Origin of the sequence: Kiritimatiella glycovorans, assembly GCF_001017655.1 — a bacterium.
In the GTDB taxonomy this organism is placed as follows: Bacteria; Verrucomicrobiota; Kiritimatiellia; order Kiritimatiellales; family Kiritimatiellaceae; genus Kiritimatiella; species Kiritimatiella glycovorans.
Map to the genome: position 1 here is coordinate 1,665,348 of NZ_CP010904.1, position 14,623 is coordinate 1,679,970.

Here is a 14,623-nt window from a genome sequence, read left to right on the forward strand (position 1 = left end):
CCGTCCGTTCACCCGCGTTTCAGATGGTGCGCCATCGCGCGGCGCATCTCACGGTCCTGATCGCGGCGTTTCATGGTTTCCCGCTTGTCCACTACATTGCGGCCCTTGCCGAGACCGAGTTCGACTTTGACCTTCCCTCTCTTCAGATACACCTTGAGGGGGATGAGGGTCAAACCCTTCTCCCGGATGCGGCCGATCAGCCGATTGATTTCCGCGCGATGGAGGAGGAGCTTGCGCGGACGGCGCGGTTCGTGGTTATGGACATTGCCGTGGGAATAGGGTTCCACGCGCATGTCGCGCAGGAACAGCTCATCGCCCTCGACGGTCGCAAAGGCCTCTTCGATACTCAGCCGGCCGTCGCGGATGGCCTTGACCTCCGTTCCGCGCAATTCGAGGCCCGCCTCGAACCGATCGAGGATCTCGTAATCGCGCCGGGCGCGCCGATGATTCGCCAGCACGTCGCCGGCCGGCGCTGTTTTGCGGGATCCCTTGCTCATGGCGCATCGGGAGGGAAGGGGCCGGACGATCGTCCGGCCCGCGGATCAGAGCGTGATTTTCGGCTCGTGGGACGATTCCTCTTCGCCCGCGAGTTCCGGTTCGCCTTCGGGGGCGAGCGTCATCTCGGCGGCGAGCAGACCTTCCGCGATCTCTTTGAGCGCGACATCGTCCGCCTCCATCAGCGCCGAGTCCGGCTTGACCATCGGGCGCGCTCCACGGTGAAGCTGCCGTACACGCCGGGCCACCAGGTTGACAAGGATTTCTTCGTTATCGACCCGTTCACGCGCCTGTTCGAGATATCTGGAATTCAAGTGAGCACCTCCCGGAGAGTGGTTGAAAAGAAACGGGGCGCAGTGTACTGCGCCCCGTTTCCGTTGTCAAACGCGACTTGAGAGGAATGACTTACATCATTCCGCCCATGCCGCCCATTCCGCCCATGCCGCCCATGCCGCCGCCTTCGGCCGGCTCGTTGTCGTCTTCCGGCACGTCGGCGACCATGCACTCGGTCGTGAGCAGCAGGCCGGCGATACTCGAAGAATTCTGCAGCGCAGTGCGGCAGACCTTCGTCGGGTCGATGATGCCCTTCTGGATCATATCGACGTACTCGCCGGTTGCCACGTTGAAGCCGTAGGTCTGCTTGCCCTTCTTGACGTCCTGCACGACAATGGCGCCTTCCATACCGGCGTTATTGACGAGCTGACGCAGCGGGGCTTCGCAGGCCTTACGGACGATGTCGACCCCGACGGCCTCGTCGTCTTCGGCCTCGAGCTTGTCGAGCGCCTTCTGGACGCGGATCAGGGCCACGCCCCCGCCGGGGACGATGCCTTCCTCCACGGCCGCGCGGGTCGCGTGCAGCGCGTCTTCCACCCGGGCCTTGCGCTCCTTCATCTCGGTTTCCGTGGCCGCACCGACGTTGATCACCGCCACGCCGCCGGCGAGCTTCGCCAGGCGTTCCTGGAGCTTCTCGCGGTCGTAGTCCGAGGTGGTCTCCTCGATCTGCGTGCGAATCTGATCGATGCGCGACTTGATGTCGGTCTGCTTTCCGGCGCCCTCCACGATCGTCGTGTTCTCCTTGTCGATCGTGACGCGCTTCGCGTTGCCGAGGTCGTCGAGCGTGACGTTCTCGAGCTTGATGCCGAGATCCTCGGTGATGAACTTGCCGCCGGTCAGCGTCGCGATATCCTGCATCATCGCCTTGCGGCGGTCGCCGAAGCCCGGCGCCTTCACCGCGCAGATGTTCAGGGTGCCGCGGAGCTTGTTGACCACCATCGTCGCGAGGGCTTCGCCTTCGACGTCTTCGGCGATCACGAGGAGCGGCTTGCCGGTCTTGGAGACATTCTGCAGCAGGGGCAGCATGTCCTGCAGGTTCGAGAGCTTCTTCTCGAAGAGCAGGATATAGGCGTCTTCAAGCACGGCTTCCTGCGATCCGCCGTCGGTGATGAAGTACGGCGAGAGGTAGCCCTTGTCGAACTGCATCCCTTCGACTACGTCCAGGGTGGTCTCGATGCCCTTGGCTTCCTCGACGGTGATCGTGCCGTCCTTGCCGACCTTGTCCATCGCGTCGGCGATGATATCGCCGATGGTCGTATCGCCGTTGGCCGAAATGGAACCGACCTGGGCGATCTCTTCGCGCTCGCGGACCTTCTTGCTCAGCTTCTCGAGCTGTTCGGTCAGCGCCTCCACGGCCTGATCGATGCCGCGCTTGAGGCTCATCGGATTGGCGCCGGCCGTGACGTTCTTGAGACCTTCGCGATAGATCGCCTCGGCGAGTACCGTCGCGGTCGTCGTACCGTCACCGGCGACGTCGCTGGTCTTGCTGGCGACTTCGCGCACCATCTGGGCGCCCATATTCTCGAAGGCGTCCTCGAGTTCGATCTCCTTCGCGACCGTCACCCCGTCCTTGGTGACCGTGGGCGAGCCGTATTTCTTATCGAGCACGACATTGCGTCCGCGCGGTCCCAGCGTGACCTTTACGGCACTGCTGAGCTTTTCGACCCCGCGCAGGATCGCTTCACGCGCCCGCACATCGAATTTCATCTGTTTCGCAGCCATGAGTTCTCTCCTTTGTTACGTCCGCTGCCTTACCCGATGATGGCGAGAATGTCGTCCTCGCGCAGAATCTGGTAGGTCTTGTCTTCGACTTTGACTTCCGTCCCGCCGTATTTCGGCATCAGGACTTTGTCCCCCTTCTTCACATTGAAGGGAACCTTCTTGCCTTCGTCGTCGATCTTCCCGGTGCCGACGGCGATGACCTTGCCTTCCTGAGGCTTTTCCTTGGCGGTGTCCGGAATAATGATACCGCCCTTTTTCTCTTCTTTCGCCTGGACCGGTTCCACGAGTACCCGGTCACCCAACGGTTTGATGTTCATTGCCCTCTCCTTGTTCTTTGTTCTCTTGCCTTAAACGCGGGCGATCCCCCTCGTACACTCCCCCGTCCCGCGTTCCGGCAAATTACGACGATTTATTCGAATCGTCCTTCATCTCGAAGTCGGCATCGATCACGTCTTCGTCCGAGCCTCCTCCGCTCCGGTCTTGCGACCCTTCCGCGCCGCCCTGCGACGCGTCCCCGGCGCCCTCGGCCCCGGATGCCTGCTGCTGTTGCTGCTGCGCCTGCTGATAGAGGTCCTGCGAGACGGCCTGCATGATCCGGTTGACGTTATCCACGCCGGACCGCATACCGTCCTGATCCTCGTTCTTCAGCGCCTCGCGCAGCGGCTCCAGCGCCTGCTGAAGCTCCTGCTTCTTGTCGTCCGGAATCTTGTCCCCGTTCTCCTCGAGGAACTTCTCGGTCTGGAAGACGGTGGCGTCGGCCTGGTTGTGCAGTTCGACCTGTTCGCGCTTCTTCTCGTCTTCCTCCGCATGCGCCTCGGCATCGTTGACCATCTGATTGATCTCCTCCTGGGAGAGCCCGCTGGAGGCGGTGATGGTGATCTTCTGTTCCTTGCCGGTGCCCAGATCCTTGGCGCTCACGTTGAGAATGCCGTTGGCATCGATATCGAAGGTCACCTCGACCTGCGGTACTCCGCGCGGCGCGGGCGGAATGCCGTCGAGCCGGAAGCGGCCGATGCTCTTGTTGTCGCCGGCCATCTTGCGCTCGCCCTGCAGCACGTGGATATCCACCTGCGTCTGGTTGTCGGCGGCGGTGCTGAAGATCTCGCTCTTGCGCGTCGGGATGGTGGTATTGCGCTCGATGAGCGGCGTGAACACCCCGCCGAGCGTCTCGATGCCGAGCGTCAGCGGCGTCACGTCGAGCAGGAGCACGTCCTTGACCTCGCCCTTGAGCACCCCGCCCTGGATGGCGGCGCCGACCGAGACCACCTCGTCCGGATTCACGCCCTTGTGCGGGTCGCGGCCGAACATGTCCTTCACGATCTGCTGAATGCGCGGCATGCGGGTCGATCCGCCCACCAGGATGACCTCCCGGATTTCGGCGGTGTCGATGCTCGCGTCCTTCAGACACTGGCGCACCGGCGTCTCCGCACGCGAGATCTCCTGGTCGACGAGCTGCTCGAGCTTTGACCGCGTGAGCGAGAGATTGAGGTGCTTCGGCCCGCTCTGATCCGCCGTGATGAACGGCAGGTTGATGTCCGTGGACTGCGAACTCGACAGTTCACACTTGGCTTTTTCCGAAGCCTCTTTCAGGCGCTGCAGCGCCATCGCGTCCCTGCCGAGATCGATGCCCTGCTCCCGCTTGAATTCCTCGACCATCCAGTCGATCACCCGCTGGTCGAAATCGTCGCCGCCGAGATGCCCGTCGCCGTTGGTGGCCGCCACTTCGAATACGCCGTCCCCGATGTCGAGGATGGAAATGTCGAACGTCCCGCCCCCGAGGTCGTAGACCGCGATCTTCTCGTCGCTCTTCTTGTCCAGTCCGTACGCGAGCGAGGCCGCCGTCGGCTCGTTGATGATCCGCAGCACCTCGAGACCGGCGATCTTTCCGGCGTCCTTGGTGGCCTGACGCTGACTGTCGTTGAAATAAGCGGGAACCGTAATGACCGCCTGGCTGATCGACTCTCCGAGATAGGCCTCGGCGTCCATCTTGAGCTTCTGCAGAATCATTGCCGAAATCTCCGGCGGCGCATACGTCTTGTCGCCGATCTTCACGTTCGCGTCGCCGTTCTTCGCCTCGACCACCTCGTAAGGCACCAGCTCGATCTCGTGTTTGACCTCGCTGAATTTACGGCCCATGAAGCGCTTGATCGAGAACACCGTGTTATTCGGATTGGTGACCGCCTGCCGCTTGGCCGCCTGCCCGACCAGCCGCTCGCCGTCCTTGGTGAAGGCCACGATCGAAGGCGTAGTGCGACCCCCCTCCGCATTCGGAATCACCGTGGCCTCTCCACCCTCCATTACCGCCATACACGAGTTCGTCGTCCCGAGGTCAATCCCCAGAACCTTGCCCGCCTGTTGCTTCTTTTTTTCGTCCGCCATGGAAATAACTCTCCGGTTCAAAATTCTTCTTACCGCCATGTTCGCGCCACAAAGTAAGCAACCCCCATGCCATCGAAGGATAATCCCAGGGATACATGTTTTTCTAATTGCTTATTATCAGTATCTTACGCTATTTTGTATTTTTAGTTCTCCCTTTCCTAACGCGTTCAATCGCCCCGTGATCCGAGCGCAAATGGCGCACCCGTACCGCGGGCTGTGTCAGTTTGTCCCTTCATGTCGGCTGACCTCTCCCGGACCGCGGGACAGGGATTAACCATGAAGAGCATGAAGGTTGGTTGAGAGGGGGGATGAACATAATTCGTATGCGTACTCGTACTCTTACTCGTACTCGTACTCGGAGCGCCGCAGGCGCGATCCTTTTTACAATCCAGGATCTCGAGTACGAGTACCGCTTCGCTGAGTACGAGTAAGCGTAAGAGTACGACACTCTCCCTGTGGAACTCAGGAAATATGGGGGATGTCCTGATCTGCCGCTCTTCTTGACACCGTCAACCGCCGGTGATTATTCTTACGGGCAGAGAGAGAATGGTTTACGGGAGGGGGCGTCGCATGGAACAGACGTTGATGAGTGAGCATCTTCAGGTTGAACGGAAACAGTTTTTCCTCGACCTCAAGGAGAATCAGAGGGGGAGTTTCCTCCGGATCACGGAAGATGTGAAGGGTCGTCGCGACACGATCATCATTCCGGCCAGCGGTCTGCCACTTCTGCGCGACGCGCTGGATAAAATGGTCCGCGAAAAGGGACCGTTTGGAAATCCCGAGGCGGCCGAACCCGCCTGATCCCGGCCATACGGCCCGATCGATCCCGCGATCTCGGAACGACTGAACCCCGCCCGCATTTGTGTAATCCCCCCCGTCTGTTCCGTCTGTTCAGCCCGCTGCGGAACTACTGAAATCGTAGCGGCTGGATTAGAAATCCGCTCGCGTCACAACGTACGCGTACTCGTACTCAGCGAAGCGGTACTCGTACTCGAGTTCCCGGGTTGTAAAAAGGATCGCGCCTTCGGCGCTCCGAGTTCGCGTACGAGTACGAGTAAGAGTACGATATTCCCCCGTGTCCCAATGTTGAACTCAGGAACGCAGGGTTTGCTTCAGTCGCCCTACCCTCTTATAAAGGCGGGATGGCACGTACCCTCAAAGATCTCGGCGAACGGGAAGCCATCCGCCGCCTGACCGCCCATCTACCCGCTGCGGCGGAACTGGTGACCGGACCGGGCGACGATGCGGCGGTGGCCCGGGGCGATGAAAGCTCCGACTGGGTCTTCACGACCGATCCCCTCATAGAAGACCGTCATTTCGCATCGGACACCCCGCCGGCGTCGATCGGACACAAGGCGGCGGGACGCGCCCTGAGCGATCTCGCGGCGATGGGCGCGGATCCGAAATATATTTTCGTCAATACGGTGGCGCCGGCCGACGTGCCGATTGAAACGCTCGAGGCCGTGTGCCGCGGGATCACCGATCTCGCCCGCACCCACGGCGCGGTGCTCGCGGGGGGCGATCTGGCGGAGGGCGACGCGCTCGCGCTGCACGTCTTCGCCGTCGGAACCCTGCCCCGCGGCAGCGCAGTACTGAGGAGCGGGGCCCGGCCCGGCGACCGCATCGCCGTGACCGGCCCGCTCGGCGGAAGCTTCGCCTCCGGCCGACACCTGAATTTCACGCCCCGGGTCGACGAAGGCCGCTTTCTCCGCGAAAGCGGCCTGGCCCATGCCATGATCGATCTCAGTGACGGACTCGGCACGGATCTGCGCCATATCGCCGCGGCGAGCGGAACCGGCGCGACTCTCTTTTCAGAGCGTGTACCCCTGCACGCCGGCGTCGATCTCAACGCGGCGCTCTTCGAAGGCGAAGACTACGAGCTGCTGTTCTGCTGCCCCGCCGAAGCACTCGAAGAAATCCGCGTCGGCTGGCCCGGGGAATCCGCCCCCGTGGAGATCGGCGTGATTACGGAAGAGAGAACCCTGTCGCTCGTCGATGCGTCGGGCGCCCGGGCGCCCCTCGAAGACCGGGCATGGGAACACTTCAGACCGGAAGGACCCCGGCCATGAACCGAACCCGATTCAAGAGCGACGACCGGGACGACCCGCGGGCCGTAGCGGCCGGAATCATTACCGAATGGCTCGCGGAGCCGGACCATTTTCCGGAACGAAGCCTGTCCCGTGTGAAGCGGAACCGCGCTTTTGTCACCGAACTGGTCTACGGCGTCGTCCGACGCCTGCTCACCCTGGAGTGGATCGAAAACCAGTTCATGAGCCATTCGCCGCCCCGCCCCGTGCAGGCCATCCTCCACATCGGCGTCTACCAGTTGATTTTCATGGACGACGTGGAAGAGTACGCGGCGGTGCACGAATCCGTCGGACTCGCCGAGGAGGGCTGGCGGGGACTCATCAACGCCGTCCTGCGCCGGGTTCAGCGGGAACGCACCTTCGTACTGCGTCGGCTGTCGCGCGCGGAACTGACGGCGCGCTATTCTTTTCCGGACGAACTGGTGCGCCGGTGGACGCGCCACTACGGGGAGACAGATACCGCCCGGCTCTGCGAGTGGCACAACGAGCCGCCGCAGACATGCGTCCGGCCCGACCCGCGCCGCATCGATGCGCCGGCCTTCGAGGCGCGGTGCCGGGAGGCGGGCATCGAACTCGTCCCGCACCCCTTCCGTGCGCGGGACCGATGCTTCGTCCTTCCCCGCGGCGTGGCCGTCCCCGACGTGCCCGGCTACAGAGAGGGCCTCTTCACCATCCAGGATCCCTCCACCCTCACGGCGGTGGATCTGCTCGATCCGCAGCCCGGCGAAACGGTGCTGGACGCCTGCGCGGCGCCGGGCGGAAAACTGCAGGTGATGGCCGCGCGGATGAACGGCGAGGGACGGCTGGTGGCCATGGAGAAACACGCGGACCGCGTCGACCGTCTCCGCGAGAATCTCGAGCGGACCCGGGACGGCTGGGTCGAACTGCGCATCGCCGACGCCACAGAGCCGCCGTCGCCCGAAGAGCAGGAGACGTTTGACGCCATCCTGCTCGATGTGCCCTGCACCAACACCGGCGTACTCCGCCGCCGCGCGGACGCGCGCTGGCGCTTCTCGCCCGCGCGCCTCAAGAAGCTCAACCGCCTCCAGACCGCGCTGCTCGACGCCGCCCTGCCCCGGCTCCGTCCGGGGGGGCGCCTGGTCTACAGCACCTGCAGCCTGGAAGAGGAGGAAAACGAGAAACTGCTGCGGGGATGGGTCAGCGGACATCCCGATGCGCATTTCGCCAAAGCGCGCAAGAACTTCCCGCCGCGCTCGCACAGCGACGGATCGTATGCGGCGCTCGTCCGGAAAATCCCGCGCGAAGACTCCTGAGGGGCCGGGGTGCGCGCCCCTCCTCCTGACTTCAACATTGCCCGAAAACGCGCTCGCCCCCCTGTGAACATTGAAGTGAGCTTTGAATCAGGGTGTCCCGGCGGGAAAAATTGGATCCACAGGATTCTTAAACAGCGGACGGCCCGGAGGTCCGTCCCTACCTTCACGCACGGGTTCGGCCTGCGTCTCCTGTACTCGCTTTTGACAACGGCGCGGTCGGATCAGGCAACGATTCCGGGTTTCACAAGGGCACCCCGGCAGACACAATACGGGACATAAGGAGCAGGAACCGGACCGAACCGCGGAAAGGCGACGCCGGCATGCAATTGGGCACCATAGACTGGATTATCATTCTGGGCTTCTTCGCGCTCGCGCTGATCATCGGGGCGGTGGTATCGAAGCGGGCCGGGCGCAGCTCGTCCGACTTCTTCGTCTCGGGACGCAACATGCCCTGGTGGCTGCTGGGATTTTCGATGGTGGCCACGACCTTTTCTACGGATACGCCCAACCTCGTCACGGACATCGTACGCAAGACCGGGGTCGCGGGCAACTGGGTCTGGTGGGCCTTTCTGCTTACCGGCATGCTTACGGTTTTCGTCTACGCCCGCCTCTGGCGCCGTTCAAAGGTCATGACCGACATCGAGTTCTACGAACTGCGCTACAGCGGGAGGCTGGCCGCGTTCCTGCGCGGATTCCGGGCGCTCTATCTCGGCGTCTTCTTCAACATCATGATCATGGCCACCGTCTCGCTGGCCGCGATCAAGCTGGGCGGTATCATGCTCGGTCTCCAACCCTGGGAATCGATCCTGTACGCCTCGATCGTGACCGTTCTCTTTTCGAGCATGGGCGGACTGACCGGCGTCCTCCTCACGGACTTCGTGCTCTTCATCATCGCCATGACCGGCGCGGTCGCCGCGGCGGGCGTGGCCGTGCAGCATGCTGATGTCCAGGGCCTTCAGGGCCTCTTCAGTCATCCCGCCGTCGCGGGCAAGCTGAATCTCGTGCCCCATCTCGAGCGCGCGGCGGACGGCGGCTTCTCGCCGGAGAGCGTCAATCTGCTCGTATCGGTCATGATCATTCCTCTCGCCGTGCAGTGGTGGAGCGTCTGGTATCCCGGCGCCGAGCCCGGAGGAGGAGGCTATCTCGCCCAGCGCATGCTGGCTGCAAAGGACGAACGGCACGCCACAGGCGCAGTCTTCTTCTTTAATATCGCCCACTACGCCCTGCGGCCGTGGCCGTGGATTATCGTCGGCCTCGCCTCCCTGGTCGTCTTTCCCGATCTGGCGTCGATCCGGGAGGCCTTCCCGCAGGTCGATCCTTCCGTGGTGGAAGACGATCTCGCCTATCCGGCCATGCTCACCTTTCTTCCGCGGGGGCTGCTGGGCCTCGTGCTGGCCTCGCTTGTCGCGGCGTACATGTCCACGATCTCTACCCACCTGAACTGGGGTTCCTCGTATGTGGTCAACGATTTCTACCGCCGTTTCCTGCGACCGCAGGCCTCCGAGCGCGAGCTGGTGCGCGTGGGACGCCTCTCCACGGTCCTGATGATGCTGGCGGCCGGCCTCATCGCGCTGGAACTGCGCAATGCGCTACAGGCCTTCCATATCCTCCTCCAGATCGGCGCCGGGACGGGACTGATCTTTATCCTGCGCTGGTTCTGGTGGCGGGTGAACGCACTCAGTGAGATGGTGGCGATGGCGGTCTCGTTTCTGATCGCGTGCTATTTTCAGTTCGTTCACGCGCATCTCTTCCCGGCCGTGCCGCTCGAAGACTGGCAGCGCCTCCTCATCGGGGTCACCGTCACCACCGCCTGCTGGCTCACGGCGGCATGGCTGGGGCGGCCCGCGGACCGCGCCACGCTGCGGAGATTCTGCGCCAGGGTTAACGCCGGCGGTCCGGGATGGAAGACCATCTACGCAGAGGCGGAGCGCGAGGGCGATCCTATCCGGGCACAACACGCCGCGGTGCACCTGCCCTCCAGCATACTCTGCATGCTCTTCGGCACATTCGCGGTCTACGCAGCCCTGTTCGCGGCCGGACTCTGGATGTACGGCGAGGCCGTTTCCGCTTTTCTGATGACGGTCCTCTTTCTCGGTTCGGCCGCCGGACTCGGTACCGCGTGGAAGCGGAAATCCACAGCGGAACAGGGGGCTTCGTCATGAGCGGCCGAAGTAGGCAGCAGCCCGCCATTTCCCCGCCACTGGATCCGGGGTTCCGGCCGCTTTCACTGGCGATCGCCGCAGCCGGACCCGAGGCCGGAGAGAACCGCCGCCGATGCGTGCGGTTCGCATTTCTCCGTCGAGACGGACGCTGCTTCCACTGGAACGACCGCGTGCCGGCGGGCGACGACCACGAAACCGCGCTCCACCGGCTTGAGCGCACCTTCAAGTTTCTGCTGTGGCAGAAGGGCGCGCCCGAAATCCACGTGAGCGGATCGGCGGCGCTGGCGGATCATCTCGGCCGACTGTACTCGCAAAACGGAGCGCGCCGGTTCGATGCGGAGATGATGGGTCCCACGATCTATGGTACGCCCTTCAGCATCCACCCGTGCGACGAAAAGGATCTTCCCCGCGCCAATCAGATCACGTCACGCACGGGCGGACACTTCGACGGCTGCCGCGTCGGATTCGACCTGGGAGGCAGCGACCGCAAATGCGCGGCGGTGAGGGACGGACAGGTCGTCCACACGGAAGAAGTGCCGTGGGACCCGTATTTCAACGACGACCCGGGCTACCACATAGAGGGCATCCGTGATTCGATCCGTCGGGCGGCGGCACACCTGCCCCGCGTCGACGCCATCGGCGGGAGCGCGGCGGGCATCTATGTCGCCAACGAACCGCGTCTTGCTTCCCTGTTCCGCGGGATCGGATCCGACGATTTCGAGCGACACATCCGGCCCCTGTTCCACAACCTTCAGCGCGAATGGGGCCACGTTCCGTTCGAGGTGATCAACGACGGCGACGTGACGGCGCTCTCGGCCGCTTCCACGCTCGGCATCCACGCCGTCCTCGGCCTCGCGATGGGCACCAGCCTCGCGGCGGGGTATTGCGATGCCGAAGGCCACGTCACGAGCTGGCTGAACGAACTCGCCTTCGCCCCGCTCGACCTGCGCGCGGACGGGCCGGTTGATGAGTGGTCAAACGATGCGGGCTGCGGTGTGCAGTTTCTCTCTCAGCAGGCCGCAGCGCGGCTTGCGCTCGCGGCGGGTTTCGAGCACGCATCGGATACGCCCGCCGCCGAACTTCTCAGCGCGCTGCAGGATGCGACCGAAAAGCAGGACGCCCGTGCTGAGGCGGTCTTCGAGTCGATGGGGGTCTACCTCGGCTACGCCCTCCCGCTCTACGCGGAATTCTACCCGATCCGTCACGTCCTGCTGCTCGGGCGCGTGATGAGCGGCCGGGCCGGAACCCTGATTCTCCGCAGGGCACGCGAGGTGCTGGAGAACGAATTCCCCGCGCGGGCCGAACGTTTGACCCTTCACCTGCCCGATGAGAGGATGAAGCGCCACGGGCAGGCGATCGCGGCGGCCGGGCTGCCGCAGACCGGACCGCGGGACCAAGGGAGGGCATGATGATTTCCTTCACGAAAAGCGGAGCTTCATTCGTCGTCCCGGACGGCGCGGAACAGGCCCTGGAGAGAACCACCCACCTGGGAGTAGGCGCGCACCAGGACGACCTGGAGTTCATGGCGCTGCACGGCATCCTCGCATGCTACGGCCGCACAGACCGCTGGTTCGGAGGGGTCGTCTGCACCGACGGGGCCGGAAGCCCGGAGAGCGGACCTTACGCCGGCGCATCCGGGGATGTGCTCCGCGAGATGCGACGCCGGGAACAGATCGCGGCGGCCCATACCGGGCAATACGGGTTCATTGCACAGCTCGGTTTCCGCAGCGACGACCTCAAAGACCCCTCCTGCGGTGAACCCGGGCGCGATCTGCGCGAACTGCTGCGGGCGACGCGCCCGGAAGTGGTCTACACGCACAATCCCGCCGACCGTCACGCGACGCACGCCGCCGTGTTCACCGCCCTGCTCTCCGCCCTGCGCGATCTCCCGGAGGATGCTCTTCCGGAAAAGGTGTACGGCTGTGAGGTCTGGCGCGACCTCGACTGGCTTCCGGAGGCCTCTAAGGTCGTGCTGGACGTATCCGCGCGGCCACACCTGGCCGCCGCGCTCAACGGCGTTTACGATTCGCAGATCGCCGGCGGCAAGCGCTACGATCGCGCCGTCGAAGGCCGCAGGCTGGCGCAGGCCACCTTTCTGGAATCGCACGAGGTGGACCGGATCGAACGGGCCACTCTGGCGATGGATCTCATGCCGCTCGTGCGTGATCGCGCGCTCAATCCGCGCGACTACGTGGCCGGCCTGATCGACGCTTTCCGGGAAGAGACGCTGATGTTGCTCGACCGGATGAAACGATCCCGCTGATGGAAATCATCATTCAATCCGGCAAAGAAGAAGCCTCGCTTGTCGCGGCCCGGCTGGTGGCGCGCCGACTGCGCGAGAAGCCGGATCTCGTGCTCGGCCTCGCCACGGGCGACACGCCCCGTGCAGTCTACCGCGAGCTGATTCGTATGCACCGCGAGGAAGGCCTCGATTTCGGTGCGGCGACGTCGTTCAATCTCGACGAGTACCTCGGACTGGCGCCGGATCATCCGCAGTCCTACCACGCCTTTATGCGCCGCAACCTGCTCGATCACATCAATATTCCTCCCGAGCGGACCTACATCCCCGACGGCCGGACCACGGATGTCCCCGCGCACTGCGCCGCCTATGAAGAGAGCCTCCGTGCAGCGGGAGGGATCGATCTGCAGATCCTCGGCATCGGCGGCGGCGGACACATCGGGTTCAACGAGCCCGGCTCATCACTCGCCTCGCGGACACGGATTAAAACCCTGACCGGGGAGACGATCGCCGACAACGCGCGCTTCTTCGACGAGGCGGCCGAGGTCCCGCATCACGTGCTTACGATGGGCATCGGGACGATTCTCGACAGCCGGGAGTGTGTCCTGCTCGCCTTCGGGGAACACAAGGCGGCAGCCGTGGCGCATGCGGTCGAAGGCCCCGTCAGCGCCTCGTGTCCCGCCTCGGCGCTCCAGCTCCATCCTCACGTCAAAGTCTTTCTCGACGAGGGCGCAGCGAAGAAGCTGGAACGGCGCGAGTACTACCGCTGGGTATACGCGCGCAAACCGGCATGGCAGGGTTTCGAGTAAAGCGATTTTTGGAACTACTGAAATTTCTGCTATTCGCGTTCCCTGGCGCCCATTGGCGGTTCCCCCCAGCCGGGAGCGGGAGTCCGCCTGATGCCTTCGCCGGAGACTACTTCATCAGCAGCAGGCTGAGGGCCATAACCAGCATGCCGGCCATCACACCGAAAAGGCTGTCGTGGCCCTTGCCATAGGCCCGGCTGGTGGGCAGCAATTCGTCGAGGCTGATATACACCATGACACCGGCCACGCCCCCGAACAGGATGCCCATGATTTCCGGGGGAACCACGCCCGTGCCGCCTCCGAGAAAGAGCCGGATGGCGACATACGCTATGGCCGCCCCGATCGGTTCGGCCAGTCCGCTGAGGGTAGAGTAGAGGAAGGCCTTCCTGCGGTTGCCGGTAGCGTAGTAGATGGGAACGGAGACACTGATCCCTTCCGGTATATTGTGCAGGGCGATAGCGACGGCAATGGCGAAACCCAAACCGGGATCCTGAAGCGCGGCCAGGAAGGTGGCCAGTCCTTCCGGAAAATTGTGGATCCCGATCGCCAGCGCGGTGAAGAGCCCCGTGCGCAGAAGTTTGGGGCTTGCACCGTGATCGTGTATGCCGGGATCATTCGCCTGTGTTTTCGACAGCACCTCGAAGGATGGTGCGGGCGCGGACGGATCGCGCAGGGGCCGAGTCTCAACTTCCGAGTGGGTCTCGTGCGGATTCTCCGCAGCCGGTATCAGGTTGTCGATCAGGCCGATCAGCAACATGCCGCCAAAGAAGGAGCCCGCATTGACCCAGTGCGCCCCGACTTCTCCGAACCGCTCGACCAGCGATTCGACCCCCTTGAAGAAGATCTCGACGAAGGATACGTACAGCATGACCCCTGCGGAGAAACCCGTCGCGACCGACAGGAAACGGTAGTTCGTTCTCCGGGCCGTGAACGCAATAACGCTGCCGATGGAGGTCGCCATGCCCGCCAGCAGCGTCAACCCGAAGGCAATCCATACGTCTTTCATGGGGGCTTCTCCCGTTGGACATTCCTTCCATAATCACGGAACTCGAACACGTCAGAAGGAACGCCTCCCGAACTGCGGTACCGAGTGCAGGATCGCACGGGAATGATTAGGGTTTCCTGA

General features: G+C 63.5%; 13 protein-coding genes. 7 read left to right on the top strand and 6 right to left on the bottom strand.

What is annotated here, in order from left to right; genetic code table 11:
• Positions 1–8: 8 nt before the first annotated feature.
• From smpB to dnaK, 5 genes are all read right to left on the bottom strand, one after another.
• Positions 9–497: an SsrA-binding protein SmpB gene (gene smpB, locus L21SP4_RS06895; RefSeq protein WP_052881964.1), complete on the bottom strand. Its 489-nt coding sequence runs from the start codon at positions 495–497 to the stop codon at positions 9–11.
• A 45-nt stretch (positions 498–542) separates the two neighbouring features.
• The gene (gene rpoZ / locus L21SP4_RS06900) at positions 543–809 is read right to left on the bottom strand and encodes a DNA-directed RNA polymerase subunit omega (RefSeq protein WP_052881965.1); all 267 of its coding nucleotides are present in this window, start codon (positions 807–809) and stop codon (positions 543–545) included.
• Between the two features lie 91 nt (positions 810–900).
• Entirely contained in the window at positions 901–2,550 is a 1,650-nt protein-coding gene (gene groL / locus L21SP4_RS06905; RefSeq protein WP_052881966.1) for a chaperonin GroEL, read from the bottom strand.
• Positions 2,551–2,579: 29 nt separating this feature from the next.
• Complete coding sequence (groES, locus tag L21SP4_RS06910; protein ID WP_052881967.1) at positions 2,580–2,867, bottom strand: co-chaperone GroES; 288 nt, start codon at positions 2,865–2,867, stop codon at positions 2,580–2,582.
• A gap of 82 nt (positions 2,868–2,949) precedes the next feature.
• On the bottom strand, positions 2,950–4,929 hold the full coding sequence (gene dnaK / locus L21SP4_RS06915; protein WP_052881968.1) for a molecular chaperone DnaK: 1,980 nt from the start codon (positions 4,927–4,929) through the stop codon (positions 2,950–2,952).
• Between the two features lie 570 nt (positions 4,930–5,499).
• Here dnaK and L21SP4_RS06920 point away from each other — a divergent pair.
• The 7 genes from L21SP4_RS06920 to nagB all read left to right on the top strand — a co-directional run bounded on the left by L21SP4_RS06920 (position 5,500) and on the right by nagB (position 13,500).
• Positions 5,500–5,730: a PUR family DNA/RNA-binding protein gene (locus tag L21SP4_RS06920; protein ID WP_052881969.1), complete on the top strand. Its 231-nt coding sequence runs from the start codon at positions 5,500–5,502 to the stop codon at positions 5,728–5,730.
• Positions 5,731–6,071: 341 nt separating this feature from the next.
• Complete coding sequence (gene thiL / locus L21SP4_RS06925; RefSeq protein ID WP_052881970.1) at positions 6,072–6,998, top strand: thiamine-phosphate kinase; 927 nt, start codon at positions 6,072–6,074, stop codon at positions 6,996–6,998.
• Complete coding sequence (gene rsmB, locus L21SP4_RS06930) at positions 6,995–8,290, top strand: 16S rRNA (cytosine(967)-C(5))-methyltransferase RsmB (RefSeq protein ID WP_052881971.1); 1,296 nt, start codon at positions 6,995–6,997, stop codon at positions 8,288–8,290. Before thiL ends, rsmB begins: the two co-directional genes overlap by 4 nt.
• Before the next feature lie 320 nt (positions 8,291–8,610).
• Complete coding sequence (locus L21SP4_RS06935; RefSeq protein ID WP_052881972.1) at positions 8,611–10,452, top strand: sodium:solute symporter family protein; 1,842 nt, start codon at positions 8,611–8,613, stop codon at positions 10,450–10,452.
• The gene (locus L21SP4_RS06940) at positions 10,449–11,861 is read left to right on the top strand and encodes an ROK family protein (RefSeq protein WP_052881973.1); all 1,413 of its coding nucleotides are present in this window, start codon (positions 10,449–10,451) and stop codon (positions 11,859–11,861) included. Before L21SP4_RS06935 ends, L21SP4_RS06940 begins: the two co-directional genes overlap by 4 nt.
• Positions 11,858–12,715 carry a PIG-L deacetylase family protein gene (locus tag L21SP4_RS06945; protein WP_201774604.1) on the top strand — a complete coding sequence of 286 codons (858 nt, stop codon included), beginning with the start codon at positions 11,858–11,860 and terminating at the stop codon, positions 12,713–12,715. Before L21SP4_RS06940 ends, L21SP4_RS06945 begins: the two co-directional genes overlap by 4 nt.
• The gene (gene nagB / locus L21SP4_RS06950; protein WP_052881975.1) at positions 12,715–13,500 is read left to right on the top strand and encodes a glucosamine-6-phosphate deaminase; all 786 of its coding nucleotides are present in this window, start codon (positions 12,715–12,717) and stop codon (positions 13,498–13,500) included. The genes L21SP4_RS06945 and nagB overlap by 1 nt, the downstream gene beginning before the upstream one ends.
• A gap of 106 nt (positions 13,501–13,606) precedes the next feature.
• On the opposite strand, the gene zupT is transcribed toward nagB, so the two are convergent.
• Positions 13,607–14,503, bottom strand: coding sequence for a zinc transporter ZupT (zupT, locus tag L21SP4_RS06955; protein WP_052881976.1), 897 nt, complete (start codon positions 14,501–14,503; stop codon positions 13,607–13,609).
• Between the last annotated feature and the right edge of the window lie 120 nt (positions 14,504–14,623).

What these genes read in the sequence shown, in the direction of transcription:
- smpB (WP_052881964.1), bottom strand. Translation starts at nt 497, where the DNA reads ATGAGCAAGGGATCCCGCAAAACAGCGCCGGCCGGCGACGTGCTGGCG.
- groL (WP_052881966.1), bottom strand. Translation starts at nt 2,550, where the DNA reads ATGGCTGCGAAACAGATGAAATTCGATGTGCGGGCGCGTGAAGCGATC.
- groES (WP_052881967.1), bottom strand. Translation starts at nt 2,867, where the DNA reads ATGAACATCAAACCGTTGGGTGACCGGGTACTCGTGGAACCGGTCCAG.
- dnaK (WP_052881968.1), bottom strand. Translation starts at nt 4,929, where the DNA reads ATGGCGGACGAAAAAAAGAAGCAACAGGCGGGCAAGGTTCTGGGGATT.
- L21SP4_RS06920 (WP_052881969.1), top strand. Translation starts at nt 5,500, where the DNA reads ATGGAACAGACGTTGATGAGTGAGCATCTTCAGGTTGAACGGAAACAG.
- thiL (WP_052881970.1), top strand. Translation starts at nt 6,072, where the DNA reads ATGGCACGTACCCTCAAAGATCTCGGCGAACGGGAAGCCATCCGCCGC.
- rsmB (WP_052881971.1), top strand. Translation starts at nt 6,995, where the DNA reads ATGAACCGAACCCGATTCAAGAGCGACGACCGGGACGACCCGCGGGCC.
- L21SP4_RS06935 (WP_052881972.1), top strand. Translation starts at nt 8,611, where the DNA reads ATGCAATTGGGCACCATAGACTGGATTATCATTCTGGGCTTCTTCGCG.
- L21SP4_RS06940 (WP_052881973.1), top strand. Translation starts at nt 10,449, where the DNA reads ATGAGCGGCCGAAGTAGGCAGCAGCCCGCCATTTCCCCGCCACTGGAT.
- L21SP4_RS06945 (WP_201774604.1), top strand. Translation starts at nt 11,858, where the DNA reads ATGATGATTTCCTTCACGAAAAGCGGAGCTTCATTCGTCGTCCCGGAC.
- nagB (WP_052881975.1), top strand. Translation starts at nt 12,715, where the DNA reads ATGGAAATCATCATTCAATCCGGCAAAGAAGAAGCCTCGCTTGTCGCG.
- zupT (WP_052881976.1), bottom strand. Translation starts at nt 14,503, where the DNA reads ATGAAAGACGTATGGATTGCCTTCGGGTTGACGCTGCTGGCGGGCATG.